Source organism: Cellulomonas sp. SLBN-39 (assembly GCF_006715865.1).
Classification (GTDB): Bacteria; Actinomycetota; Actinomycetes; order Actinomycetales; family Cellulomonadaceae; genus Cellulomonas.
This window is the reverse complement of record NZ_VFOA01000001.1, coordinates 3692131-3717082: the sequence shown is the minus strand read 5'-3', so window position 1 is coordinate 3717082 and position 24952 is coordinate 3692131. Positions and strand designations below refer to the sequence as shown.

The 24952-nt window shown below is 76.2% G+C and carries 17 protein-coding genes; 7 read left to right on the top strand and 10 right to left on the bottom strand.

The window, feature by feature from the left end; translation table 11 throughout:
* The first annotated feature begins 81 nt into the window (after positions 1 to 81).
* The 3 genes from glp to FBY24_RS16900 are packed head-to-tail and all read left to right on the top strand — an operon-like array spanning position 82 to position 2328.
* Positions 82 to 1329, top strand: a complete 1248-nt coding sequence (gene glp / locus FBY24_RS16910) for a gephyrin-like molybdotransferase Glp (RefSeq protein ID WP_142162357.1) — start codon at positions 82 to 84, stop codon at positions 1327 to 1329.
* Positions 1326 to 1808 (top strand): cyclic pyranopterin monophosphate synthase MoaC, encoded by a 483-nt coding sequence (gene moaC, locus FBY24_RS16905; protein WP_140459056.1) that lies wholly within the window; start codon positions 1326 to 1328, stop codon positions 1806 to 1808. Before glp ends, moaC begins: the two co-directional genes overlap by 4 nt.
* Complete coding sequence (locus FBY24_RS16900) at positions 1801 to 2328, top strand: molybdenum cofactor biosynthesis protein B (RefSeq protein WP_255432459.1); 528 nt, start codon at positions 1801 to 1803, stop codon at positions 2326 to 2328. The genes moaC and FBY24_RS16900 overlap by 8 nt, the downstream gene beginning before the upstream one ends.
* Positions 2329 to 2377: 49 nt before the next feature.
* On the opposite strand, the gene FBY24_RS16895 is transcribed toward FBY24_RS16900, so the two are convergent.
* From FBY24_RS16895 to FBY24_RS16855, 9 genes are all read right to left on the bottom strand, one after another.
* On the bottom strand, positions 2378 to 3550 hold the full coding sequence (locus FBY24_RS16895; RefSeq protein WP_142162355.1) for a ThiF family adenylyltransferase: 1173 nt from the start codon (positions 3548 to 3550) through the stop codon (positions 2378 to 2380).
* A complete protein-coding gene (locus FBY24_RS16890; protein WP_142162354.1) occupies positions 3547 to 3888 on the bottom strand; it encodes a cupin in 342 nt (113 codons plus the stop codon). Before FBY24_RS16890 ends, FBY24_RS16895 begins: the two co-directional genes overlap by 4 nt.
* Before the next feature lie 38 nt (positions 3889 to 3926).
* Complete coding sequence (narI, locus tag FBY24_RS16885; protein ID WP_142162352.1) at positions 3927 to 4682, bottom strand: respiratory nitrate reductase subunit gamma; 756 nt, start codon at positions 4680 to 4682, stop codon at positions 3927 to 3929.
* Positions 4679 to 5359 carry a nitrate reductase molybdenum cofactor assembly chaperone gene (gene narJ, locus FBY24_RS16880; RefSeq protein WP_142162350.1) on the bottom strand — a complete coding sequence of 227 codons (681 nt, stop codon included), beginning with the start codon at positions 5357 to 5359 and terminating at the stop codon, positions 4679 to 4681. Before narJ ends, narI begins: the two co-directional genes overlap by 4 nt.
* The gene (narH, locus tag FBY24_RS16875) at positions 5356 to 7038 is read right to left on the bottom strand and encodes a nitrate reductase subunit beta (RefSeq protein ID WP_142162348.1); all 1683 of its coding nucleotides are present in this window, start codon (positions 7036 to 7038) and stop codon (positions 5356 to 5358) included. The genes narJ and narH overlap by 4 nt, the downstream gene beginning before the upstream one ends.
* A 64-nt stretch (positions 7039 to 7102) precedes the next feature.
* A complete protein-coding gene (locus tag FBY24_RS16870) occupies positions 7103 to 10825 on the bottom strand; it encodes a nitrate reductase subunit alpha (RefSeq protein ID WP_142162346.1) in 3723 nt (1240 codons plus the stop codon).
* 62 nt (positions 10826 to 10887) lie between these two features.
* Positions 10888 to 12192: an MFS transporter gene (locus FBY24_RS16865; RefSeq protein WP_142162344.1), complete on the bottom strand. Its 1305-nt coding sequence runs from the start codon at positions 12190 to 12192 to the stop codon at positions 10888 to 10890.
* Between the two features lie 137 nt (positions 12193 to 12329).
* Entirely contained in the window at positions 12330 to 12635 is a 306-nt protein-coding gene (locus FBY24_RS16860) for a DUF2249 domain-containing protein (protein ID WP_142162342.1), read from the bottom strand.
* On the bottom strand, positions 12632 to 13462 hold the full coding sequence (locus FBY24_RS16855) for a metalloregulator ArsR/SmtB family transcription factor (RefSeq protein WP_255432458.1): 831 nt from the start codon (positions 13460 to 13462) through the stop codon (positions 12632 to 12634). Before FBY24_RS16855 ends, FBY24_RS16860 begins: the two co-directional genes overlap by 4 nt.
* Before the next feature lie 72 nt (positions 13463 to 13534).
* On the opposite strand from FBY24_RS16855, the gene FBY24_RS16850 reads away from it, so the two are divergent.
* The 4 genes from FBY24_RS16850 (at position 13535) to FBY24_RS16835 (ending at position 23331) form a co-directional block, all read left to right on the top strand.
* The gene (locus FBY24_RS16850; protein WP_255432457.1) at positions 13535 to 14728 is read left to right on the top strand and encodes a hypothetical protein; all 1194 of its coding nucleotides are present in this window, start codon (positions 13535 to 13537) and stop codon (positions 14726 to 14728) included.
* The gene (locus FBY24_RS16845; protein ID WP_142162340.1) at positions 14725 to 17442 is read left to right on the top strand and encodes a multicopper oxidase domain-containing protein; all 2718 of its coding nucleotides are present in this window, start codon (positions 14725 to 14727) and stop codon (positions 17440 to 17442) included. The genes FBY24_RS16850 and FBY24_RS16845 overlap by 4 nt, the downstream gene beginning before the upstream one ends.
* A gap of 227 nt (positions 17443 to 17669) precedes the next feature.
* The gene (locus FBY24_RS16840; RefSeq protein ID WP_142162338.1) at positions 17670 to 19076 is read left to right on the top strand and encodes an MFS transporter; all 1407 of its coding nucleotides are present in this window, start codon (positions 17670 to 17672) and stop codon (positions 19074 to 19076) included.
* A 61-nt stretch (positions 19077 to 19137) separates the two neighbouring features.
* A complete protein-coding gene (locus FBY24_RS16835; RefSeq protein ID WP_142162336.1) occupies positions 19138 to 23331 on the top strand; it encodes a bifunctional nitrate reductase/sulfite reductase flavoprotein subunit alpha in 4194 nt (1397 codons plus the stop codon).
* Between the two features lie 10 nt (positions 23332 to 23341).
* On the opposite strand, the gene FBY24_RS16830 is transcribed toward FBY24_RS16835, so the two are convergent.
* Positions 23342 to 24949, bottom strand: a complete 1608-nt coding sequence (locus FBY24_RS16830; RefSeq protein ID WP_142162334.1) for a molybdopterin-dependent oxidoreductase — start codon at positions 24947 to 24949, stop codon at positions 23342 to 23344.
* Positions 24950 to 24952 lie beyond the last annotated feature (3 nt).

The following is a 24952-nucleotide window of genomic DNA, read 5'->3' as shown; positions in this document are numbered from 1 at the left end:
CCGGCGATGATACGGACGGCCCCGTGCGGCGGCGTCCGGACGTCCGCGGGGCGGGCCCCGGCCCGGCAGTAGGTTGGGCCCATGCCCGACGCCGCCCCGCACGCCGCCGTGCCGCCGCGCCCGGTCCGCACGCTCGACGAGCACGCCGCCGCCGTGCTCGCGCTGGCCGGGCCGACGCCCGTGCAGGCGGTCCCGCTGGCCGACGCACTCGGCCTCGCGCTCGCCACGGACGTCGCGAGCACCGTGGACCTGCCGCCGTGGGACAACTCGGCCATGGACGGGTACGCGCTGCGGGCCACCGACCTCGTCGCGGGCGCCGTGCTCGACGTCGCCGACGACGTCCCGGCCGGGGACACCCGGTCCGTGCACGTGCCCGCCGGCGCGGCCGTGCGGATCATGACGGGCGCCCCCCTGCCCGCCGGCGCCGACACGGTGCTGCCCGTCGAGCGCACCGACGGCGGGACCGGGAGGGTCCGCGTCGACGACGTCGTGGCCGCCGGGGCGCACGTGCGCCGGCGCGGGGAGGACGTGCGCGCCGGCCAGGTGCTGCTGCACGCGGGGGATGTGCTGGGCGCCGGGGCGCTCGGCCTGCTCGCCGCCACCGGGCACGGGCGCGTCGACGTCCACCGCCGCCCCCGCGTCGCGGTCCTGTCGACCGGCTCCGAGCTCGTCGCCGCCGGGCAGCCGCTCGCGCACGGGCAGATCCACGAGTCCAACGGCGTCCAGCTCGCGGCCGCCGCACGCGCCGCGGGCGCCGAGGTCGTCGACGTCGTGGTCGTGCCCGACGACGTGCGGGCCGTCCAGGACGCGCTCGCCGCGCTCGCGGCCCGGGCCGACCTCGTCGTGACGACCGGCGGGGTGTCCGTCGGCGCGTACGACGTGGTGCGGGACGCCCTGACGGCCGTCGGCGCCGCCGAGCTCGTGCACGTGCGGGTCCAGCCCGGCAGGCCGCAGGCCACCGGGCGGCTCGCCGACGGGACGCCCGTCGTGGCGCTGCCCGGCAACCCCGTCAGCGCGTTCGTCTCGTTCGAGGTCTTCGTGCGCCCGCTGGTCCGGCACATGCTCGGCGCGTCGCGGACCCGGCGGCGCACGCTGCGCGCCCGGCTCGTGGGGGAGGTGCGCTCCCCGCAGGGGCGCCGCCAGCTGCTGCGCGGGGCGCTCGACCTGTCCGGCCCCGAGCCCCGCGTCGCCGCCGTCGGCGGGCCCGGCTCGCACCTGCTGGGCGCGCTGGCCACCGCCGACGCGCTGATCGACCTGCCCGAGCCCGTGACGCACGTGACGCCCGGGCAGACCGTGACCGTGATCGACCTGAGGGAGCACGACGCATGACCGACCCCGACGCCCGCCTCACGCACGTCGACGCGCGCGGTGCCGCGCACATGGTCGACGTGGCCGACAAGGAGGTCACGGTCCGCACGGCCCGCGCCACCGGCCGGCTGGTGACGACGCCGCAGGTCGTGGCGCTCCTGCGCGGCGAGGGCGTGCCCAAGGGCGACGCGCTCGCGGTCGCGCGGATCGCGGGCATCCAGGCCGCCAAGCGCACGCCCGACCTGGTGCCGCTGTGCCACCCCGTGGCGATCCACGGCGTGCGGGTCGAGCTCGAGGTGGTCGACGACGGCGTGCACATCGACGCGCACGTGCGCACCGCCGACCGCACCGGCGTCGAGATGGAGGCCCTCACGTGCGTCGCCGCGGCCGGGCTGACGCTGGTCGACATGGTCAAGGCCGTCGACCGGGGCGCGCACCTGACCGACCTGCGGGTGGAGCACAAGGACGGCGGCCGCTCCGGCGAGTGGCGCCGTGCCTGACGCCCTGCCGGGCGCCGCGCCCGTGGGGCCGGACGGTGCAGGTCTGCGGGCCCTCGTCGTGACGGTCTCGGACCGTGCCTCCGCCGGGGTGTACGAGGACCGCTCGGGGCCGGTCCTGGTCGAGGGCCTGCGGGCGCTCGGCCTGGGGGTCGACGACCCCGTGGTCGTCCCGGACGGCGCGCCCGTCGAGGAGGTGCTGCGGGCGGCCGTGGCCGCGGGGGTCGCGCTGGTGCTGACGACGGGTGGTACCGGTCTGGGCCCGCGGGACCTGACGCCCGAGGTGACGGCCCGGGTCGTCGAGCGGTCGGTGCCGGGCGTCGCGGAGGCGCTGCGGGCGGACGCCGTGGCCCGGGGCGTGGCCGCGGGGATGCTCTCGCGCGGCGTCGCGGGCGTGGCGGGGCGGACGCTGCTGGTGAACGTCGCGGGGTCGCCCGGTGCGTGCCGGGACGCGCTGCGCGTGCTCACCCGGGTGCTGCCCCACGCGCTGGGCCAGCTGGGCGGCGGCGACCACCCGGGCTGAGCCGGCGACGCGCGGTGGGCCGGTGGCACGGGGGCGGCCCGCGGCGCGGTCACGCGCGGACCGTGCGCCCGGCCCGCCACGCGGCCAGCCCGCCGCGCAGGTGGTGCACGTCGCGCACGCCGGCGGCGCGCGCCAGGGCCGCGGCGTGGGCGGACCGGGAGCCGAGCCGGCAGACCACGACGAGGGTCCGGTCGTCGGGCACGTCCAGCAGCGCGGAGCCGTCCACGAACGCCTCCAGCGGGACGTGCCGCGCACCGGGCACGGAGCCGTGCACGAACTCCGTGCGGTCCCGCACGTCGACCACGTCGAGGGCCAGGGTGCCGGCGTCGCGGGCGGCGAGCATGGCGGCCAGCTCGTCGGCCCCGATCGCGCGGGCGGGGCGCGTCGACGCGGCGACCGGGCCGGTCACGGGCGGGCGGGCGGGCACCTCGCGCGCCGGGTCGCGGCGCACGGGCACGTCCCGCCACGTGCCGTCGAACGCGTCGTGGACCGCGACCCGGCCGAGCAGGGACCGGCCCGTGCCGCACACGAGGCGGACGACCTCCATCGCCATCGCGGCACCCGCCGCGGCGCACACGACGCCCAGCACGCCGTCCTGCGCGCACGACGGCACGGCGCCGTCGGGCGGCGCCTGGCCGAACACGTCCCGCAGGTCCACGCCCTCGCCCACCGGCGGCCGCGTCCAGAACGTCGCCACCTGCGCGTGCCCGCGCTGCAGCGACCCCCACACCCACGGCAGACCGAGCTCGGCGCAGACGTCGTTCAGCAGGTAGCGGGTGGCGAAGTTGTCCGAGCCGTCGACCACCAGGTCGTACCCGGCCAGCACGTCGCGCGCCGTCGAGGCGTCCAGCCGCACGGGGTGGACGCGCACGTCGAGGGCGGGGTCCAGGGCGCGGACGGCGTCGGCGGCGGAGTCGACCTTGCGCCGGCCCACGTCGGCGGTGCCGTGCAGCACCTGCCGCTGGAGGTTCGACACGTCGACCACGTCGTCGTCGACCACGCCCAGGGTGCCCACGCCCGCGGCGGCGAGGTACAGCAGCACGGGGGAGCCGAGCCCGCCGGCCCCCACGACCAGCACGCGGGCGGCCAGGAGCCGCCGCTGCCCCGTCTCGCCGACCTCGTCGAGCGCGAGGTGCCGGGCGTACCGCTCGACCTGCGCGGCGGTCAGCGCCGGGCCGGGGGCGACGAGAGGGCCGGGCCGGGCCGGGGGCCGGGTGCTCATCCGTGCGACCCGCCCGCGACGCCGGTGACGGTGGTCAGCAGCAGCACGCTGTCCTCCAGCGCGACCACGGCGTGCCGCTCGTGCGTGAGCAGCGCGAGCTCGCCGGCCGCGACCTCCTGCTGCAGCGCGCCCGCGGCCTCGACGCGCACCCGCCCCCGCAGCGCCTGCAGGCTCGCCGCCGGCGGCGACGCGTGCTCCCCGAGCCGTGCACCGGCGACGAGGGCCAGCACGGTCTGCCGCAGCTCGCCGTCGTGCACGACCAGCCGTGCGCTGCGCCCGTGCGGGTCGTGCCGGGCGAGCTCGAGGTGCGTGGCGGACAGGGCCTCCAGGTCGGGCATGGGTCGATCCTCTCAGGCGGGGCGGCGTGGACGGCCGGTCAGCGGCGGCGGGCGGCCCCGGGCCGTTCGACACGCTCCCAGCCAGGGCGCACGGCCCGTGAGCCGGTGCGCCGGTCGTCGCGCGAGCGGTACACCACGTACGGCCGCACCAGGTAGCCCACGGGCGCGGAGAACACGTGCACGAGCCGCGTGAACGGCCAGATCGCGACGAGCACCTGGGCGCTGAGCACGTGCAGCTGGAACATCAGCGGCACGTCGGCCATGAGGCCGGCGTCGGGGCGGAACGTGAGCAGGCCGCGCACCCACGGCGCGATCGACCCCCGGTAGTCGTACGCGTCCCCGAGCACCTGGAACATCACCGTCGCGGCCGTGCCGAGCGCCAGGGTCGCGCCCAGCACGACGTACATGAGCTTGTCGCTGCGCGTCGTCGCGAGGAACACCGGCCCCACCGTGCGGCGCCGGTACACGAGGATCGCCAGGCCCGCGAGGGTCAGCACCGCGGCGACCGTGCCCAGCCAGGTCGCCCCCAGGTGGTAGGCGTGCTCGGTGACGCCGACGGCCTCCAGCCACGTGCGCGGCACGAGCAGGCCCACGACGTGCCCGCCGGCGACCATGAGGACACCGACGTGGAACATCGGCGACCCCCAGCGCAGCAGCCGGTTCTCGTAGACCTGCGACGAGCGGGTCGTCCACCCGAACTGGTCGTAGCGGTACCTCCACAGGTGCCCGACGACGAACACGGCGGCGGCGACGTAGGGGACCGCGACCCACAGCAGGACGTCCGTGCTGGTCATGCCGGCACCTCCGAGGGTCGCACGGTCGGGAAGGGGAGCAGGGGGGACGCGAGCCCGACGGTCTCCTGCGGCGGGCCGGCGGCGACGAGGTCGGCGAACCGGGCCGCCGCGCGGGCGTCCACGGGCGGCAGCGTGCGGCACACCGCGTCCAGGACGTGCGCGTACGGGCTGGTCAGGGCGTGCAGCGCCGAGCGCAGCACCTCCACGCCCTCCCGGTGCGCGCCGAGCAGCAGCGCGGGGACCTCGCCGCGGTCGCGCGCGGACAGCTCGAGCACGGCGGGCAGGTGGTCGGGCAGCTCGTCGTCGGGCGGCTGCCACCCGCAGGCACGGAACGCCTCGACGAACGTCACCAGCGCCATGCCGCGCCGGCGGGTGTCGCCCGCGGAGTAGTACGACAGGTGCAGGGCGCAGCGCCGGCGCAGGTCGAACGTCTCGACGTAGTGGGTCTGCCGCTGCGCCAGGTCCCACCCGTCGACGGTGCCGACGTGACGGTCCAGCGCGTCGCGGACCGCCGCCGGCAGGGTCGGCAGGGCGTCGCGCACGCCGGCCAGCACGTCCGCGTGCCCCTCGTCGGGGTAGGCGAGCAGCAGGGCGGCGGCCATGTGCGTCGTCGCCCGCTGCTCCGCGTCCACGGGCACCGGGTCGAGGAACGGCAGCGCGGGGGCCCGGCGGCTCACCGCCCGACCTCCGGGCCCTCGCCGTAGCCCGGTTCGCCCGGCGCGGGCGGGAACACCCCGGGCGCCGTGCCGTTGCCGTCCCAGTTGAGCAGGTTGACCCGCCCGGGCGCCCCGCCGGCCGGGCGGTCGGCCCGCTGCCGGTCCGCGAGCGCGTGGAACGTCTCGACGGTCGCCCGCACGGGGCGCCCGCTCGAGGAGCCGAACGGTCCGGCGCCCCCCATGCCGGGCCCGCCGTCGCCGTCGAGCGAGCAGCCCGACGCGATCTCCTCCAGGTCGCGCGCGACCTCCGCGTGCGCGCTGGGGATGACGTACCGGTCCTCGTACTTCGCGATCGCCAGCAGGCGGTACATCGCCTCGATCTCCTCGCCGGTCATGCCGACGGACGCGGCGATCCGCGGGTCCTGCTCGGTGCCGAGGTTGACGTTGCGCATGTGCGCACGCATCGCCGCCAGCCGTTGCAGGACGTCCTGCACGGGCCGGACGTCGCCCGCGGTGAACAGGCCCGCGAGGTACTCCACGGGGATGCGCAGGCGGTCGATCGCCGCGAACAGCGTCGGGGCGTCCTCCGCGTCGGCGCCCGTGCCCTGCACGACGTCCACGACCGGCGACAGCGGCGGGATGTACCAGACCATCGGCATGGTGCGGTACTCCGGGTGCAGGGGGAGCGCGACCTCGAGCTCGCTGATCAGGCGCCACACCGGCGAGCGCTGGGCGGCCTCGACCCAGTCGTCGGGGATGCCGGCGGCGCGTGCCGCCGCGACGACCTCCGGGTCGTGGGGGTCCAGCAGCACCGACCGCTGCGCGTCGAGCAGGTCGGTCGGGTCCTCGACCGACGCGGCCGCCAGCACCCGCTCCTCGTCGTACAGGACGAGGCCGAGGTAGCGCAGCCGCCCCACGCACGTCTCGGAGCAGACCGTCGGCAGGCCGACCTCCAGGCGCGGGTAGCACAGCGTGCACTTCTCGGCCTTGCCGGTCTTGTGGTTGAAGTAGACCTTCTTGTACGGGCAGCCCGTCACGCACATGCGCCAGCCGCGGCAGCGGTCCTGGTCGACGAGGACGATGCCGTCCTCGACGCGCTTGTACATCGCCCCCGAGGGGCACGACGCCACGCACGACGGGTTGAGGCAGTGCTCGCAGATGCGCGGCAGGTAGAACATGAACGCCTGCTCGAGCTCGGCCTTGACCTGCGTGCTCATCGTCGCCAGCACGGGGTCGTCGGCCATCGTCTCGCCCGAGCCGCCGAGGTTGTCGTCCCAGTTGGCCGACCACCGGATCTGCATGTCCTCGCCGGTGATCAGCGACTTCGGGCGCGCGACCGGCGTGTGCTCGCCCTGCGGCGAGGACAGCAGCACGTCGTAGTCGTACGTCCACGGCTCGTAGTAGTCGTCGATGCTCGGCAGCGTCGGGTTGGAGAAGATGTGCGTGAGCTTGCGCAGGCGCCCCCCGGCCCGCAGGCGCAGCCGACCGCGCCGTGTGCGCTCCCACCCGCCCAGCCACCGGTCCTGGTCCTGGTAGGTGCGCGGGTACCCCACGCCGGGCCGGGTCTCGACGTTGTTGAACCACACGTACTCCACGCCCGTGCGGTTCGTCCACGCCTGCTTGCAGGTCACCGAGCACGTGTGGCACCCGATGCACTTGTCGAGGTTCATCACCATCGCCATCTGCGCCATGACCCTCATCGGGCACCCCCAGCGGTCGGTCGTGCGGCTCGTCGTCCGGTCGTCGTGCTCGGTGCGCCCGCCATCAGTACTCCACGTCCTGCGAGCGGCGGCGGATCGTGGTGACCTCGTCGCGCTGGTTGCCCGTCGGCCCGAGGTAGTTGAACGCGAAGGACAGCTGGGCGTACCCGCCGACGAGGTGGCTGGGCTTGAGCAGCACCCGCGTCAGGGAGTTGTGGATGCCGCCGCGCAGCCCCGACGTCTCCGACCGCGGCACGTCCACCGTCCGGTCCTTGGCGTGGTACATGTACACGGTCCCGGCGGGCATGCGGTGCGAGACGATCGCCCGGGCCACGACGACGCCGTTGCGGTTGTACGCCTCGACCCAGTCGTTGTCGCGCACCGCGATCCGCCCGGCGTCCTGCGGGGACATCCAGATCGTCGGGCCGCCGCGCGACAGCGACAGCATGAACAGGTTGTCCTGGTACTCGGAGTGGATCGACCACTTCGAGTGCGGCGTCAGGTACCGCACCGCGACCTCCGCGTGGCCCTGCGACCCCGGGGCGCCCGTCGGGTCGGTCGACCCCGGCCGGGCGTCGCCGAACAGCCGGTGCAGGTCCAGCGGGGGCCGGTACACCGGCAGCGCCTCGCCCAGCTCGGTCATCCAGTCGTGGTCGAGGTAGAAGTGCTGGCGGCCGGTCAGGGTGTGCCACGGCTTGTGGTGCTCGACGTTGATCGTGAACGCCGAGTACCGCCGGCCCCCGTGCTCGGACCCCGACCACTCCGGCGACGTGATCACCGCCACCGGCCGGGCCTGCACGTCCGCGAACCGGATCCGCTCGCCCTCGTGGTCGCGCGCCAGCTCCGCCAGCGACGTGCCCGTGCGGGCCTCCACGTGCTCGAACCCCTGCACGGCGAGGCGGCCGTTCGTCGTGCCCGACAGCGCGAGGATCGTCTCGCACACCTGCCGGGCCTCGTCCAGCCGGGGGCGTCCCGCCGCCGGGCCCGCGGCCACGGTGCCGTTGGTCCGGGCCAGGGCCGTGACCTCCTGGTCGGGGGAGAACGCGACGCCCTTGGTGACCATGCCGGCGCTCGCGGTCAGCGGCCCGAGCGCGGCCCACCGGTCGCCGATGCTCGTGTAGTCGCGCTCGACGACGACGAGGCGGGGCATCGTCACCCCGGGCCGGTGGTCGGCCGCCGGGACGCTGCCGTGCGGGGTCGCGAGCTCGTCCGGGGTGTCGTGCATGAGCGGGACGGCGACGAGGTCGCGGCGCACGCCCAGGCGCTGCCCGCCGACGCGCTGGACCTCGCGGGCGAGGGTCGCGAACACGTCGAAGTCGGTCCGGGTCTGCCACGGCGGGGCGATCGCCGGGTTGAACGAGTGCACGAACGGGTGCATGTCCGTCGTCGACAGGTCGTGCTTCTCGTACCAGGTGGCCGCGGGCAGCACCACGTCGGAGAACAGGGTCGTCGAGGTCATGCGGAAGTCGCTGGTGACCAGCAGGTCGAGCTTGCCCCGGGGGGCCTCGTCCCGCCACGTCATGGTGCGGGGCCGGCGGTCGGGTGCGGCCTCGGTCGCGCGGACCGCGCTGTCGGTGCCGAGCAGGTGCCGCAGGAAGTACTCGTTGCCCTTGCCCGAGGACCCGAGGATGTTGGCGCGCCACACGTTGAGCACGCGCGGGAAGTTGCGGGGGTCGTCGGGGTCCTGGCACGCCCAGCCCAGCCGCCCCGCCTCGAGCTCGGCGACGACGTGCGCGGCCGGTTCGACGCCTGCCGCGGCGGCCTCGTCGGCCAGGTCGAGGGGGTTGCGGTCGAAGGTGGGGTACGAGGGCATCCAGCCGCGCTGCGCGGACTCCACGAGGCAGTCGGCGGTCGTGCGGTCGGCGAAGGTGCCCCGGGCGAGGGGCGAGGCGAGCGCGTCGGCGGGCAGGCCGTCGTAGCGCCACTGGTCGGTGGCCAGGTACCAGAACGCGGTGCCGATCATCTGCCGCGGGGGCCGGGCCCAGTCCAGGCCGAACGCGTACTGCGCCCACCCGGTGACGGGCCGGCACTTCTCCTGCCCGACGTAGTGCGCCCAGCCGCCGCCGTTGACGCCCTGGCAGCCCGTCATGTGCACGAGCGCGAGGAACGTGCGGTAGATCGTGTCGGAGTGGAACCAGTGGTTGGTGCCGGCCCCCATGAGGATCATCGACCGCCCGCCGGAGTCCTCGGCGTTCTGCGCGAACTCGCGCCCGATCCGGGCCGCCGTGGACGCGGGCACCGAGGTGATCTCCTCCTGCCACGCGGGCGTCCCGGGGGTCGACGCGTCGTCGTACCCGGTGGGCCACGTGCCCGGCAGGCCGTCGCGCCCGACCCCGTACTGGGCCAGGAGCAGGTCGAACACCGTGGTGACGAGGTGCTCGCCGACGCGGTGCACGGGCACGCCGCGGCGCACCACGCCGGCGCCGCCCTCGTGCTCGTGCCCGGCGTCGGGCGCCACGTCGAAGCGGGGCAGGTCGACCGCCACGGCCTCGCCGTCCCACGCGCCGAGGTCCGCGACCGACAGCTGCGGCTCGACGTCGCCGAGCAGCAGGTTCCACGTGCCGGCCTTCGCCGGGTCGAACCGGTGCCCCAGGGTGCCGGGCGGGACCACGGGAGTGCCGTCCGCGTCGAGGACCACGGTCTGGAAGGCCGCGTCGCGGTCGGCCGACGGCGCGGGCAGCCGGTCGCCCGTGAGGAACTTGTCGGGGACGTACGCGTCACCGCGGGGCACGAGCCGGACCAGGTGCGGGGCGTCGGTGAAGCGGCGCAGGTAGTCCACGAAGCGGGGCGTGCGCCGCTCGACGAGGAACTCGCGCAGCACGACGTGCCCCATCGCCATGGCCAGCGCGCCGTCCGTGCCGGGGTGCGGGGCGAGCCACTCGTCGGCGAACTTGGTGTTGTCGGCGTAGTCGGGGCTGACCGTGACGACCTTCTGACCCCGGTACCGCGCCTCGGCCATGAAGTGCGCGTCCGGCGTGCGGGTCACGGGCACGTTCGAGCCCCACATGACCAGGTACGCCGCGTTCCACCAGTCGGCGGACTCCGGGACGTCGGTCTGGTCGCCGAACACCTGCGGGGAGGCCACGGGCAGGTCGGCGTACCAGTCGTAGAACGACAGCATCGTGCCGCCGAGCATGGAGACGAACCGCGCCCCCGCACCGTGGGAGACCATCGACATCGCCGGGATGGGCGAGAACCCCGCGACCCGGTCTGGTCCGTACTCCTCGATGGTGTGCACGTGCGCCGCCGCGACGATCTCCGCGGCCTCGTCCCACGACGCGCGCACCAGGCCACCCTTGCCGCGGGCGCGCTTGTACGCGGGGTCGGGGTCGGCGGTGACGGCCTTCCACGCCTCGACGGGGTCGCCCGTGCGGGCCTTCGCCTCGCGGTACGCGCGCAGCAGCGCGCCCCGCACGTAGGGGTAGCGGATGCGGGTGGGGGAGTACGTGTACCAGGAGAACGCCGCGCCGCGCGGGCAGCCCCGCGGCTCGTACTCCGGGGAGTCGGGGCCGACCGACGGGTAGTCGGTCTGCTGCGTCTCCCAGGTGATGATGCCGTCCTTGACGTACACCTTCCACGAGCACGAGCCGGTGCAGTTGACGCCGTGGGTGGAGCGCACCACCTTGTCGTGGCTCCACCGGTCGCGGTAGAACGCGTCGCCCTCGCGCCCGCCCTCGAGGAACAGGCTGCGCAGGTCGGGGGACACCTCGCCGCGGCGCAGGCGCGAGCCCAGCCGGACGAGGGCGTCGGCGTCGGACGTGCCGGGCCGGGGGCTGGTGGTGGTCATCGGACCTCCCGTGGGGCGGGTGCGGGACGACCCGGTCGGTGGCCGGGCGCCGGGGTGCGGGCTCAGCTGGGGCGCGGGGCGCCGGGGCGGGCGTACTGGGCCCAGGCCAGGACGGTGCAGCCGGCGAAGTACGCGGCCGCGCCGACGAAGAACGCCACGGGCGTCCACACCGACAGGGCCATGCCGACCAGGAAGGGCCCGAACGCGGCGATCGCGGACGTGAACCCGATGACGCCGCCGGCCTGGCGACGCGGGAAGATCATGGGCATCTGCTTGAAGGTGCCGGCGTTGCCGATGCCCGCGAACGTGAACAGCGCGAGCATCGCGACGAGGAACCACGTGAACTCCCCGACGTCCGACGGGGTGAGGAACAGCGCCGCGACGACGGTCGACACGGTCATGCCGACCCCGGCGACGAACGTCCACACCGCACCGCCGAACCGGTCGCACAGCGGACCCCAGGCGGCCCGGGTGATCGAGCCGAGGAGCGGGCCGAGGAACGCGTACCGCAGCGGGTCGGGCGCGTCGGCGAACCCGCCGTACACCTGGTTGACGAGCAGCCCGAGCTGGGCGGCGAACCCGGAGAACGCCCCGAACGTCATCGTGTAGATCGCGGTCATGTACCAGGTGTGGCGCTCGCGGAAGATGTCGAGCTGCTGGCGCAGGTTCGCGGTGACCGGCACGCGGCGCAGCAGGACCGCCGCCAGCACGATGCCCAGCACCACCCACGGGATGAGCACCAGCCCCGCGTTGTGCAGCCACAGGTCGCCGCCCTCGACGGTCTGCTGCGGGGTGAGCGCCGCGGTGCCGAGCAGCCCGAAGCCCACGACCCACGGCACGAGGAACTGGATGAGGCTGACCCCGAAGTTGCCGATGCCGGCCTGCAGGCCCAGGGCCGTCCCCGACATCGCCCGGGGGAAGAAGTAGCTGGTCGACGGCATGAACCCGGCGAACGCCCCGCCGCCGATCCCGCACGCCAGCGCGAGCAGCAGCAGCACCGGGTACGTCGTCGTGGTGTCCCGCACGGCGAGCGTCCACCCGACCATCGGCAGCAGCAGCAGCGTGGCGGAGCCGCCGACGAGCGTCTTCGTGCCGACGACGGGCGGCAGGAACATGAAGACCAGCCGCATGATGCCGCCCGCGAGCCCGGGCAGCGCCACGAGCCAGTACAGCTGCGCGGTGGTCAGGTCGAAGCCGACGGCGGTGAGCCGCGGGGCGATCGCGCTCACCAGGTACCAGACCGCGAACGCGAGGGTCAGGTTGTACGTGGTGACCCACAGCGTGCGCCACGCCAGGCGCTTGTCCCACGTCTGCGGGTTCTCAGGGTCCCAGTTCGACAGGTCCGGGGCCAGGGTGGTGCTCGTCATCGAACACTCCTTCGTGGTCGTGCGCGGCCGTCCGGCGGCCTCCTGCTCGTCACTGTGCCGGGGCGCCCGAGGCGGTGCGACTCGGACGACCGTGCAAAATCGACGGCCGGTCCCGGGGTCGGGACCGGCCGTCGCGGTCAGGCGTCGGTGCGGCGCGTGAGGCGCACGTGCCAGGCCTCCGGTCCCTCGGTGAGGTACTCGACGTCGACGGGCGCGCGCTCGGCGAGCTGGGCGAGCAGCGGCAGCGGCGCGTGCGGCGCCACGATCACGAGCGACCCGCCCGGGGCGATCGCGTCGAACGCGCCGAAGACCGTCGCGTGCCGGATCGCGTGCGGGATGGTGCGGACGTCGAGGACGGGGTCGGCCTCGTCGTGGCCGCCGCAGCCGCAGGTGTGGCCGGCAGGGGCGGGGGCGGCGGGCAGGATCTCGACGGGCTGGTTCATGGCTCTCCCTCGGTGGGTGCGCGCCGGGCGGCGTGCGGGGCGGTGGGCCGGCGGGACGCGCCGGACAGGTGGAGCGTGCAGCGGCGGGGGCCGACGAACGGCACGAGCCGGTCGGCGCGGACGGGACCGCCGACCTGCTCCAGGACGCCCTGCGCGAGCCCGAGGTGCACGCTGCACACCACCTCGGGCCGGGCGCGCGCCAGGTCGAGGAAGGGGCAGCGCCACAGGTCGAACGCGGTGCGGTCGGCGTCGAGGACGGGGTCGAAGCCCAGCCGGTCCAGGTGCGCCTCGAGCGCGAGCACCTGGTCGGCCTCACCCGCGGGCAGCTCGGGCAGGTCGTCGACCATCGCCCGGCCCGCGCGCCGGGCCGCGGACGCGACGTCGCCGACGCCGGTGCCGTAGCCGTCGAGCAGGACGCTGGTGAGCCGGGCGCGCGCCACGGACTCGGCCAGGTGCCGCGCGGCACCGGGGTCGGTGCGCACGTCGTCGCGGGTGGTGGCGCGGTAGACGCTGCGGGGGCGGCCGCGGGTCGTGCGGTGCTCGGTCTCGCGGACGACGAACCGCGCGTCGACGAGGCGCTGGAGGTGCTCGCGCACCGTGTTCTCGTGCAGGCCGGTGCGGGCCGCGAGCGCCGCGGTCGTGCTCGGCCCCTCGTCCTGGAGGACGTGCAGCAGCTCCACCCGGCTGGGTGCGGCGAGCACCCGGGCGGCAGGGGTGCGACGCACGCGGTCCGGGCCCACCGTCCCGGCGTCGAGGTCGTCCGGCGCGTCGTGGCCGGGCACGACGCGGTCGGGCAGGGCCCGGTCGGGCCCGAGGTCGTCGGGCAAGGCAGCCTCCCGTGGTGCGTCCGGGACCCAGGTCCCGCGCGTGGCATCCCCGTCATTAAATACCGTCGTGCCGTGGAAAAGACTGGGACCAGGGTCCCGCGGCACGTCGTGCTCCTCGCCCCCGCCGCGCTCGCGCTGCTCGCCGGGCTGGACGCCGCCCTCCTGCTGCTCGGGCTGCCCGCACCCGTCCGGGTCGACCGCTGGGCCGACGTGCACGGGCCGCTCATGGTGCTCGGCTTCGTCGGCACCCTCGTCGCGCTCGAGCGTGCCGTCGCCGTGCGCCGCCGGACGGCCCTCGCCGCGCCCGCGCTCCTCGGGCTCGGCGGACTCGCGCTGCTCATGCCCCTCCCGCTCGCGGTCGGTCAGGGGGCCCTCGTCGCGGGTGCGGCCGGGCTCGTCGCCGTCTACGGCGTCGTCTGGCGGCGCCAGGGCTCCGCCGCGCTCGCGGTGCAGGCGCTCGGTGCCGTGCACGGGCTCGCCGCCGCCCTGCTGTGGCTCGCGGGCTCCGCCGTGCCGCACCTCGTGCCCTGCCTCACCGGGTTCCTGGTGCTCACCGTCGCCGGCGAGCGCCTCGAGCTGCTGCGCGTCGCCGCCCCCGGGGAGCGCGTCGAGGACGCCGTCTGGGCGCTCGGCCTCGGCTGGACCCTCGCCGCCGCCCTCGCCCTCGCCGCGCCCACCGTCGGGTGGACCGCCCTGGGCGCGGTCGTGCTGGCGCTCGTCGCCGTGCTCGTGCGGCACGACGTGGCCCGGCGCACCGTCCGCGGCACCGGGCTGCCGCGGTTCATGGCCCTGGCCATGCTCACCGGATACGGCTGGCTCGCGGTGGCCGGCGCGCTGTGGCTGGTGGCCGGGCCCGTCCTGGCCGGCCCCGCCTACGACGCCACCCTGCACGCCGTCTTCCTCGGGTTCGTGATGTCCATGGTCATGGCCCACGCGCCGGTGATCCTGCCCGCCGTGCTGCGCCGCCCCCTGCCGTACCGGCCCGTCCTGCACGTGCCCCTCGCGCTGCTGCACCTGACCCTCGCGCTGCGGGTGCTGGTGGGGGACGCCCGGGGCCTCGACGTCGTCGTGCAGGTCGGCGGCGTCGGCAACGTCGTCGCCGTGCTCGCGTTCGTCGTGCTCGCGGCCGGCAGCGTCCTGCGCGGGCCCTCCGCCCCCCCGCCACCGGGCCGCGTGCCAGGCCGGACACCGGGCCGCGCACCGTCCGCGGCACCAGCGGCCGCCGCCACGACCGCCGTCGCCCTCACCCCGGGCGGGCCGCGATGAACCGGGCCTCGCGCCACCTGCGCGCCAACGCCCTCGTCCTGGCCTGGCTCGTCGCCGCGGCCGCCGCCACCCTCGTGCACCGCGCGCTCCCCGAGCCGGGCTGGCTGCTCGTGCACCTGCCGCTGCTCGGCGCGGTCAGCACCGCCGTCCTCGTGTGGAGCCAGCACTTCGCCGACACGCTGCTGCGCCACCCCGCGCCGCCCCGCGCGCTCGCCGTGCGCCTCGCGCTGCACACCGCCGGTGCGCTCGCGGTCGTCGTCGGCCACCTCACCGGCCGGCCCGCCGTGCTCGTGGCGGGTGCGCTCGCGGTGGCCGCCGCCGCCGCGGCCCAGGTCGTCGGGATCCGCCGGCAGCGACGCGGTGCCCTGCCGTCCCGGTTCGGGCACCTCGTGCGCGCCTACGTCGCCGCGGGCGCGCTGCTCGTGCCGGGCGTCGCGTGCGGCGTCGCGATGGCTGCCGCCGGCCCGGGCCCCGAGGCGTACGCCCGGTGGTACGTCGCCCACGTGGTGCTCACGCTGCTCGGCTGGGTGGGTGTCACGGTCGCCGGCACGCTCGTCGTGCTGTGGCCCACGATCCTGCACGCCCGCATCGACGACGTCGCCGAGCGCACCGCCGTGCTGTCCCTGCGGGTCCTCGTCGTCGGCGTGCTGGTCGCCGCGGCCGGCCCGGCGCTCGGCGTGCGGGCCGTGACCTGGGCCGGCCTCGGCGTCGTGCTCGTCGGGGTCGGGCTCGTCGGGCGGGTCCTCGTGCGGCAGGCGCGCACCGCGCCCCCGGTGACCTTCGCCGCGGGCAGCGTCGGGGCGGCCGTCGTCTGGTGGGGCGCCTCGGTGCTCGCGCTCGGCGTCGTCGTCGCGTCCGGCCCCACCTGGCAGGCCCTGGTCCCGCGGCTGACCGCGCTCGCCCCGGCCACGGTGGCCGGGTTCGCCGCCCAGGTGCTCGGCGGTGCGCTGGCGTACCTGCTGCCCGTGGTCCTCGGCGGCGGGCCGGCCGTCGCACGGGCCGTCGCGGCGGAGCTCGACCGTGCGGCCGTCGTCCGCGTCGTCCTGCTCAACGGTGCGCTCGCCGTCTTCGTGCTGCCCGCTCCCAGCCTCGTGCGCGTGGCCGCGTCCGTGCTCGCCCTGGTCACGGGCGGGTGGTTCCTCGTCCTCGTGGTCCGCGCGGTCCTCGTGGCGCGCCGGGCCGTCCCCGCCCCGGCCGTGCCGCCGACGCCCCCGCGCGGCGCCGCACCGGGCCCGGTCGTCCGCGCCGTGCAGCGGGCCCGGCGGCGCGGGGCCGCGAGCCTGGCCGCCGGCGTGCTGCTCGTCACGGTCGCCGTGGCCGCGGCCGGGGACCCCGTCGCGGCGGGTCTCACGCAGGTGACGGCCGCCACGGCGCGGTCCGCGGACGCCGCCGGCGTGGCCGCGACGGGGCGCACCACGACGGTCGAGGTCGAGGCGCACGAGATGCGCTTCGTGCCCGACCGCGTCGAGGTCCCCGCCGGCGACCGCCTCGTGCTGCGCGTGACGAACGTCGACGCGGGCGTGCACGACCTCGTCCTCGACAGCGGCGCCACCTCCGGCCGGCTGGCCCCCGGGCAGGTCGCCACGGTCGACGTCGGCGTCGTGGGCGCGGACCTGGCCGGCTGGTGCTCGGTGGCCGGGCACCAGCTCATGGGGATGACCCTCGACGTCGTCGCCGTCGGCGCGCCCGCGGCACCGGCGGCCGCCGACGACGAGGACGACGAGCAGGCCGGGCACGACGGGCACGAGGAGCAGGCCGGGCACGACGGGCGCGACGAGCAGGCCGGGCACGACGGGCACGGCGGCACCGGCGACGGCGTGCCCGCCGCCGACCTGCTCGACCTCATGGCCGCACCCGGTGCCGGGTTCGTCGCCCGCGACCCGGCGCTGCCGCCGGTGGACGGCTCGACCACGCACCGCGTCACGCTCCGCGTCACCGAGACGGTCCAGGAGGTCGCCCCCGGGGTCACGCGCACCGCCTGGACGTTCGGCGGCACGGCACCGGGACCCGTCCTGCACGGGCGCGTCGGCGACACGTTCGTCGTCACCCTCGTCAACGACGGCACGATCGGTCACTCGGTCGACCTCCACGCCGGCGCCCTCGCCCCCGACGACGTCATGCGCACCATCGCCCCGGGCGAACGCCTGACGTACACGTTCACGGCGACCCGCAGCGGCATCTGGATGTACCACTGCTCGACCATGCCGATGAGCCTGCACATCGCGAACGGCATGCTCGGCGCCGTGGTCGTCGACCCGCCGGGCCTGCCGCCGGTCGACCACGAGCTCGTCCTGGTCCAGCACGAGCTGTACCTGGGCGCCCAGGGCGGCCTCGCGGACGAGGCCGCGCTCGCGTCGGGCGAGCCGACGCTCGTCGCGTTCAACGGGTACGCGAACCAGTACCGCGACCGCCCGGTCGAGGTGTCCACCGGCGACCGGGTCCGGGTCTGGGTGCTCGACGCCGGGCCGAACCGGTCCTCGTCGTTCCACGTCGTCGGCGCCCAGTTCGACACGGTCTACCGCGAGGGCGACTGGACCCTGCGCGACGGCGGGTCCACGGGCACCGGCGGCGCGCAGGTGCTCGCGCTGGGCGCGGCCGAGGGCGGCTTCGTCGAGCTGACGTTCCCCGAGGCCGGCACGTACCCGTTCGTCACGCACGTCATGGGCGACGCCGAGCGCGGGGCCCTGGGCCGGTTCCTCGTCACCGACCCCTGAGCGGCGCCCACCCGCCGCGGACCTCACAGCGCGTCCGCGGCGGGTGTGCGGGAAACGTTCGCGGGGGGTTACGCACGGTCGTCACCGGGCGAAACACGGGCTCCCTAGCGTCGGTGGCACGCCGGCACCACGCGGCGACGCCCCAGCAGGCCCGGGCCCACGGCCCACGGCCGGACGCCCCACCCGTGCGCGACCGCGCCCGGGACGCACGACGCCCGGAGGCTCCCGTGACGCAGACGACCTCGACCTCGGCAGACGCACCGCCCCCCAGCACCACCACGGACACCAGCATCGCGAACGCCACAGACACCACGAGCGCCACGAACGGGCTGACCGTCCGCCGCGGCCGGTGGATCGACGGGTGGGACCCGGAGAACGCCGCGCAGTGGGAGTCCGCGGGCCGTGCGACCGCCCGGCGCAACCTCGTGATGTCGATCTTCGCGGAGTTCCTCGGGTTCGCCGTGTGGGCGCTGTGGAGCATCGTCGTGCCGCAACTGCCCGCCGCCGGGTTCGACCTCACCGCCGACCAGATGTTCTGGCTCATCGCCGTGCCCAGCCTCGTCGGCGCCACGCTGCGCATCCCCTACACGTTCGCGGTGCCCGTGTTCGGCGGCCGCAACTGGACCGTGATCTCCGCGCTGCTGCTGCTGGCGCCCGCCGGTGCCCTGGCCTGGGCCGTGCAGCGCCCCGACCTGTCGTTCGGCGTGCTGGTCGCGATCGCGGCGCTCGCCGGCGTCGGCGGCGGCAACTTCGCGTCGTCGATGGCGAACATCTCGTTCTTCTACCCCGAGCGGGAGAAGGGCCGGGCCCTGGGCCTGAACGCCGCGGGCGGCAACATCGGCACCGCCGCCGTGCAGCTCGCCGTGCCGCTCGTCATCGTCGCGGGGGCCGGCCTGCAGCTCGAGCGCGCGGGGCTGATGTTCGTGCCGCTGGCCCTCGTCGCCGCCGTGCTCGCGTGGCGGTTCATGGACAACCTGTCGAACGCGAAGGCCGACCCCCGCTCCTACGGCGCCGCGGCACGGGCACGGCACACGTGGATCATCTCGTTCGTCTACATCGGCACGTTCGGCTCGTTCATCGGCTTCTCCGGGGCCTTCCCGACGCTGCTGAAGAACCAGTTCCCCGAGGTCACGCTGTCGATCGCGTTCCTCGGCGCCCTCGTCGGGTCCGTCGCCCGACCGGCCGGCGGCGCCCTGGCCGACCGGTTCGGCGGTGCGCGCGTCACCGTCGCCTCGTTCGCGGTCATGGCCGCCGGCACGGTCTCGGCGATCTTCGCGCTCCGGTCCGGCGCGTTCGGGCTCTTCTTCGGCTCGTTCCTCGTGCTCTTCATGGCGACGGGCGCCGGCAACGGCTCGGTCTACCGCATGATCCCCGCGGTGTTCCGGTTCGGTGCCACCGACGACGCGGACCGCGGGCGCCGCGCCAAGGCCGCGGCCGGGTGCATCGGCATCGCCGGTGCCGTCGGCGCGGTCGGCGGCTTCCTCATCCCGCGCGGGTTCGCCGTCTCCACGACCGCGACCGGCACCATCGAGTCCGCGCTCTGGGTGATCGTGGCCCTCTACGCGGTCATGGCGACCACCACGTGGGCCGTGTACGGCCGCCGCGGGTCGTCCTTCGGGACGACGGTCATCTGAGCCCGGTGGCCCGCGTGACCACGGCACCCCACGTGCGGCACGACCCGACCACGGAGGCACAGTGAGCGCCGTCACGGCCGCCCAGGACGAGCGCACGGGGACGACCCAGGTCGCCACCGTGTGCTCGTACTGCGGCGTGGGGTGCGGCATCGTCCTCGACGTCGAGACGGGCGACGCGGGTCCGCGGGTGCGCCGGGCCAGCGGCGACCGCTCCCACCCCTCGAACGCCGGCCGGCTGTGCACCAAGGGCGCGACCAGCGTCGACGTCATCACCGCCTCCGGCCGGCTCAGCACCGCTCTGGTCCGTCCTGAGCGCGGGGCCGAGCCCGTCGCGACGCCCGTCGACGACGCGGTCGCCACCGTCGCCCGCCGGCTGCGCGCGATCGTCGACGAGCACGGCCCCGACGCCGTCGCGCTGTACGTGTCCGGGCAGATGAGCATCGAGGCCCAGTACCTGGCCAACAAGCTCGCCAAGGGGTACCTGCGGACCAACCAGATCGAGTCGAACTCCCGCCTGTGCATGGCCAGCGCCGGCACCGGGTACAAGCTCTCGCTCGGCGCGGACGGGCCGCCCGGCTCCTACGAGGACCTCGACCACGCCGACGTGTTCCTCGTCATCGGCGCGAACATGGCCGACTGCCACCCGATCCTGTGGCTGCGGCTGCTGGACCGCGTCAAGGCCGGTGCGAAGCTCGTCGTCGTCGACCCGCGCCGCACCGCGACCGCCGACAAGGCCGACCTGTTCCTCCAGGTCCGGCCCGGGTCGGACCTGGCCCTGCTCAACGGGCTGCTGCACCTGCTCGTCGAGGCCGGCGCCGTCGACGAGGAGTTCGTCGCCGAGCACACGCGGGGCTGGGAGCAGATGCCCGGCTTCGTCGCGGACTACCCGCCCGACGTCGTCGAGGCGCTCACGGGCGTGCGGGCCGACGACCTGCGGGCCGCCGCCGCCCTCATCGCCGGGGCCGCGGGGCGCTGGGTGTCGTGCTGGACGATGGGCCTGAACCAGTCCACGCACGGCACCTGGAGCACCAACGCCCTGGTCAACCTGCACCTCGCGACGGGCTCGATCTGCCGGCGCGGCAGCGGCCCGTTCTCCCTGACCGGGCAGCCCAACGCCATGGGCGGACGCGAGATGGGCTACATGGGCCCCGGCCTGCCCGGCCAGCGCACCGTCCTGGACCCGCAGGACCGCGCCTTCGTCGAGGACCTGTGGCAGCTGCCCGCCGGCACCCTGCGGCCCGACGGCGTCGGCCGCGGCACCGTCGACATGTTCCGGCGCATGGCCGACGGGCAGATCAAGGCCTGCTGGATCATCTGCACCAACCCCGTCGCGTCGGTCGGCAACCGGCGGACCGTCATCGAGGGCCTCGAGCGGGCCGAGCTCGTGATCACCCAGGACGTCTTCGCCGAGACCGAGACCAACGCCTACGCCGACGTCGTGCTGCCCGCCGCGCTGTGGTCCGAGGCCGACGGCGTCATGGTCTCCAGCGAGCGCACCATGACCCTGGCGCGGCGGGTGCTCGACCCCCCGGGCCAGGCCCGCGCGGACTGGCAGCTCGTCGCCCAGGTCGCCACCGCCATGGGCTTCGAGGGCTTCGCGCACACCAGCGCGCAGGAGGTCTTCGAGGAGGTCCGCCGCACCACGAACCCCGGCACCGGGTACGACCTGCGCGGCGTCAGCCACGCCCGGCTGCGCGGCGGCCCCGTGCAGTGGCCCTGCGCCGGCGAGGACGCCCCCGCCCGCAACCCCGTGCGCTACCTCAACGACGGCGTGCACCAGCCCCTGCACGTGCGCCCCGACGGCACCCGGCCCCGCCTCGTGTTCCCCACGGCCGACGGGCGCGCGGTCTTCCACCCCCGCCCGCACGTCGAGCCCGCCGAGGCGCCCGACGAGGACTACCCGTTCGTGCTGACCACCGGCCGCGTGCAGCACCAGTGGCACACCCTCACCAAGACGGGCCGCGTGCCGGCCCTCAACCGGCTCAACCCCGGACCGTTCGTCGAGGTCGCCCCCGACGACGCCCGGCGCCTGGGGCTGGTCGACGGCGCCCGCGTCGAGGTCGCGTCCCGGCGCGGGCGCGCGGTCCTGCCCGTCGTCGTCACCGACCGCCTGCTCCCGGGCACCTGCTTCGCCCCGTTCCACTGGAACGACCTGTTCGGGGAGTACCTGTCGGTCAACGCGGTGACCAACGACGCCGTCGACCCGCTGTCGTTCCAGCCCGAGCTCAAGGCGTGCGCCGTGACCCTCACCCCCGTGCCGGTCGACCCGGACGCCGAGCGACCCGTCGCCGGCTCCGCCGGGCGCCACGGTGCCGTGCCCGTCGTCGACGGAGCGGCTGCGGACGACGCCTCGGCCGAGGGTGCCGCGACGATGCGCGCGCTGGGCGCGGCCCTCGGCCTCGACCAGGTCACCGCCCCGCCCCTGGGCGACGCGGAGCGCCGCTACCTCGCCGGGTTCCTCGCGGGCCTGGGCCGCGGCGCCCCCGGCACCCCCGTGCTGCCCGCGACGGCACCGCTGACCGGCGACCAGGCCCTGTGGGTCGACGGCGTCCTCGCGGGCATGTTCTCGCGCGCCCCGCGACGCCCTGACGCCGCACCGGCAGCCGCGGCACCGACGCGCGCGCTCGTCGTGCTGTGGGCCTCCCAGACCGGCACGGCCGAGGACGTCGCCGGCCGTGTCGCCGCACGGCTCGCGGCCACGGGGCGCACCCCCCAGGTCGTCGCCATGGACGACGCCCTCGACGCGCTCCCGCGCCGCGCCGACGTCGTCCTGGTCACCAGCACGTTCGGCGACGGCGACGCGCCCGACAACGGCACCGCGCTGTGGGAGCTGCTGGCCGACCCGCAGGCACCGACGTTCGAGGGTGCCCGCTACGCCGTCCTCGCGCTCGGCGACCCCGCGTACGACCGGTTCTGCGGGCACGGGCGGCGCCTCGACGGTCGCCTGGCCGAGCTCGGCGCGCACCGCCTCGTCGAGCGGCTCGAGCGCGAGCCCGGCGACGACGACGCCGTCGAGCGCTGGCTCGACGGCCTGGTCGCCGCGCTCGCACCCGACGTCGCGCCGACCGTGGCGCCCGCGCGCACGCAGCCCGTCGGGGCCGAGGCGCCGCCCCGTCCCGCGCCGACGCACGCGACCCGGGCCCACCCCGGCACCGCCGTCCTCGTCGGCAACCGCCGGCTCGGCGGCCCGGGCTCGGCCAAGGAGGTCCGCGAGCTCGTCCTCGACACCTCCGCGAGCGCGCTGCCCGTGACGTACGCGGCCGGCGACGCGCTCGCGGTGCGACCGGTCAACGCCGACGCGCTGGTGGCCGCGTGGTTGGACGCCACCGGGCTCGACGGCGGCACGCCGGTCGTCGTCGACGGCCTGGGGGAGCGGACGCTGGCCGCGGCCCTGCGCACCGACCTCGAGGCCGCGCGGCCCACGACCGACCTGCTGCGGTTCGTCGCCGAGCGCGCCGACCACGGCGACCTGCGCCGCCTGCTGCGCCCGGACAACCGCAACGACCTCGCCCGCTGGCTGTGGGGCCGGCAGGCCGTCGACGTGGTCGCCGAGGTCGGCGCGCGGGCGTCGGCGCAGGAGTGGGTGGACGTGCTGCGCCGCCTCCAGCCGCGCCAGTACTCGATCTCGTCGAGCCCGCTCGTGGACCCGCACCGCGTGCACCTGACGGTGTCGGTGGTGCGGTGGACCAGCCCGTCGGGCGCGGACCGGACGGGCGTGTGCTCGGCGTTCCTCGCGGACAGCGCGCCCGACGCGCAGGTCGCGGTGCACGTGCAGCCGAACGCGCACTTCCGCCCGCCGCAGGACCCGTCGGCGCCGGTCGTCATGGTCGGGCCCGGCACCGGCGTGGCGCCGTTCCTCGGGTTCCTCGCCGAGCGCCGCGCCCGCGGGCACACCGGCGACAACTGGCTGCTGTTCGGCGAGCAGCACGCCGCCACCGACCACTGGTACCGGGACGAGCTCGCGGCGTGGCACGCGGACGGGCTGCTCACCCGCCTGGACACGGCGTTCTCGCGCGACCAGCGGGCCAAGGTGTACGTGCAGGACCGCATGCGCGAGCACGGCCCGGCCCTGTGGGCGTGGCTGGAGCGCGGCGCGCACCTGTACGTGTGCGGCGACGCGACCCGCATGGCGGTCGACGTGGACGCGGCGCTGCGCGAGGTCGTGCAGGTGCACGGGGCGATGAGCGCGGACGACGCGGCGGCGTACGTCAAGGCGATGTCCGCCGACCAGCGCTACGCCCGTGACGTGTACTGACGGCCCCGCGTCACACGACGGTGACGTCCACCGCGTGGTACCCGGTGGCACCGTCGGGCACGACCTCGGCGGGCACACCCGTCTGCGGGCCGTCCGGGTCCAGGGCCCGCACGCGCAGCGTGTGCTCGCCCGGCTCGGCAGCCCAGACCAGGCGCCACTGCCGCCACGTGTCGACGCCGCCGTCCGCGGCCAGCTCGGCGTCGACCCACGGCCCGTCGTCGACGCGCACCTGCACACCGGTCACGCCGCGGTGCTGGGCCCAGGCCGTGCCGGCGACGACCACGTCGCCGGCAGGGACCTCGGCGAGGGCGCGCGGCACGTCGATGCGCGACTGGGTCTTCACCGGTCCGCGCGCCGACCAGCCCCGCTGCGTCCAGTACGCCTCCACCGCGTCGAAGCGCGTGACCTCCAGCTCGGTGACCCACTTGGTCGCGGACACGTACCCGTAGAGCCCGGGCACGACCATCCGCACGGGGAACCCGTGCTCGGCGGGCAGCGGCTGCCCGTCCATCGCGACGGCCAGCAGGGCGTCGCGGTCGTCGGTGAGCACCTCCAGCGGCGTGGACGCGGTGAACCCGTCGACGGACCGGGACAGCACCATGTCCGCGTCGCCCGTGGGGCGGGCCCGGGCGAGCACCTCGCGGACCGGCAGGCCGAGCCAGCGCTGGTTGCCCACGAGGTCGCCGCCGACGGGGTTGGACACGCACGCGAGCGTGACCCACGCCTCGACGAGGTCGGACCCGAGCAGCTCGTCCCAGGTCAGCACGACCTCCTCCTCGACGAGGCCGTGCACGCGCAGCGTCCACGTCGCGGGGTCGACGCGGGGCACGACGAGGGCGGTGTCGATGCGGTAGAAGTCCGTGACGGGCGTGGCCCAGGGCTCCGCGCCGGGGACCGCGAGGTCGACGTCGCCGAGCGGGGGAGCGGTCCGTGCGGGCGCGGGCAGCCGGACCGCCTCGCGCAGCGCCGCCGTGCCGCGGACGAGGGTGCTGCCGACGCGTCCCAGCGCGACCGCGAGGACGCCGCCGCCCGCAGCCAGCGCCGTGGCCTGCAGGAACCCGCGGCGCGACGCGCCGGCACGCGGCGGCACGCCGTCCGGGGCGGTGGCGCCGTCGGTCCCGCCCGCGCTGCCCGTCCCGCCGGCGTCGTCGGTGGACGGCAGACGGGCCAGCAGCGCGCGCAGCACCAGCAGCCCGGCCAGGGCCCCGGCCACGCTCGGCAGCGCGGCGAGCACGCCCGCGTCGGGCCGGCCCACCGCGGCGAGCCCGGCGACGGCGCCGAGCACGACCACGAGGACGGCGCCGGCGGGCCACCGCCACCACGCCAGCACCCCGGCGAGCGCCGCGAGCAGCGCGAGCACCAGCACCGACCCGGCCGTGAGCACGGCCTTGTCGGCGGTGCCGAACGTGGCGACCGCCCAGTCCTTGAGCCACGGGGGAGTGGCGTCGACGAACGCGGCGCCCACCGCGACGAGCGGGTCGGTCGAGGCCCCGGTGACCAGGGCGACGAGGGCGCCGGTGCCGGTGGTCACGGCACCGGCGGCCACGCCCGCGGCCGCGGCGGCCCCCGCGCCGGGGGCGAGCGGGCCGGGCCGTCGGGGGGTGCCGGGGGTGCTCACGGG

Coding starts and splice junctions, on each gene's coding strand:
- glp (WP_142162357.1), top strand. CDS start 82: ATGCCCGACGCCGCCCCGCACGCCGCCGTGCCGCCGCGCCCGGTCCGC.
- moaC (WP_140459056.1), top strand. CDS start 1,326: ATGACCGACCCCGACGCCCGCCTCACGCACGTCGACGCGCGCGGTGCC.
- FBY24_RS16895 (WP_142162355.1), bottom strand. CDS start 3,550: ATGAGCACCCGGCCCCCGGCCCGGCCCGGCCCTCTCGTCGCCCCCGGC.
- FBY24_RS16890 (WP_142162354.1), bottom strand. CDS start 3,888: ATGCCCGACCTGGAGGCCCTGTCCGCCACGCACCTCGAGCTCGCCCGG.
- narI (WP_142162352.1), bottom strand. CDS start 4,682: ATGACCAGCACGGACGTCCTGCTGTGGGTCGCGGTCCCCTACGTCGCC.
- narH (WP_142162348.1), bottom strand. CDS start 7,038: ATGAGGGTCATGGCGCAGATGGCGATGGTGATGAACCTCGACAAGTGC.
- FBY24_RS16870 (WP_142162346.1), bottom strand. CDS start 10,825: ATGACCACCACCAGCCCCCGGCCCGGCACGTCCGACGCCGACGCCCTC.
- FBY24_RS16865 (WP_142162344.1), bottom strand. CDS start 12,192: ATGACGAGCACCACCCTGGCCCCGGACCTGTCGAACTGGGACCCTGAG.
- FBY24_RS16860 (WP_142162342.1), bottom strand. CDS start 12,635: ATGAACCAGCCCGTCGAGATCCTGCCCGCCGCCCCCGCCCCTGCCGGC.
- FBY24_RS16845 (WP_142162340.1), top strand. CDS start 14,725: ATGAACCGGGCCTCGCGCCACCTGCGCGCCAACGCCCTCGTCCTGGCC.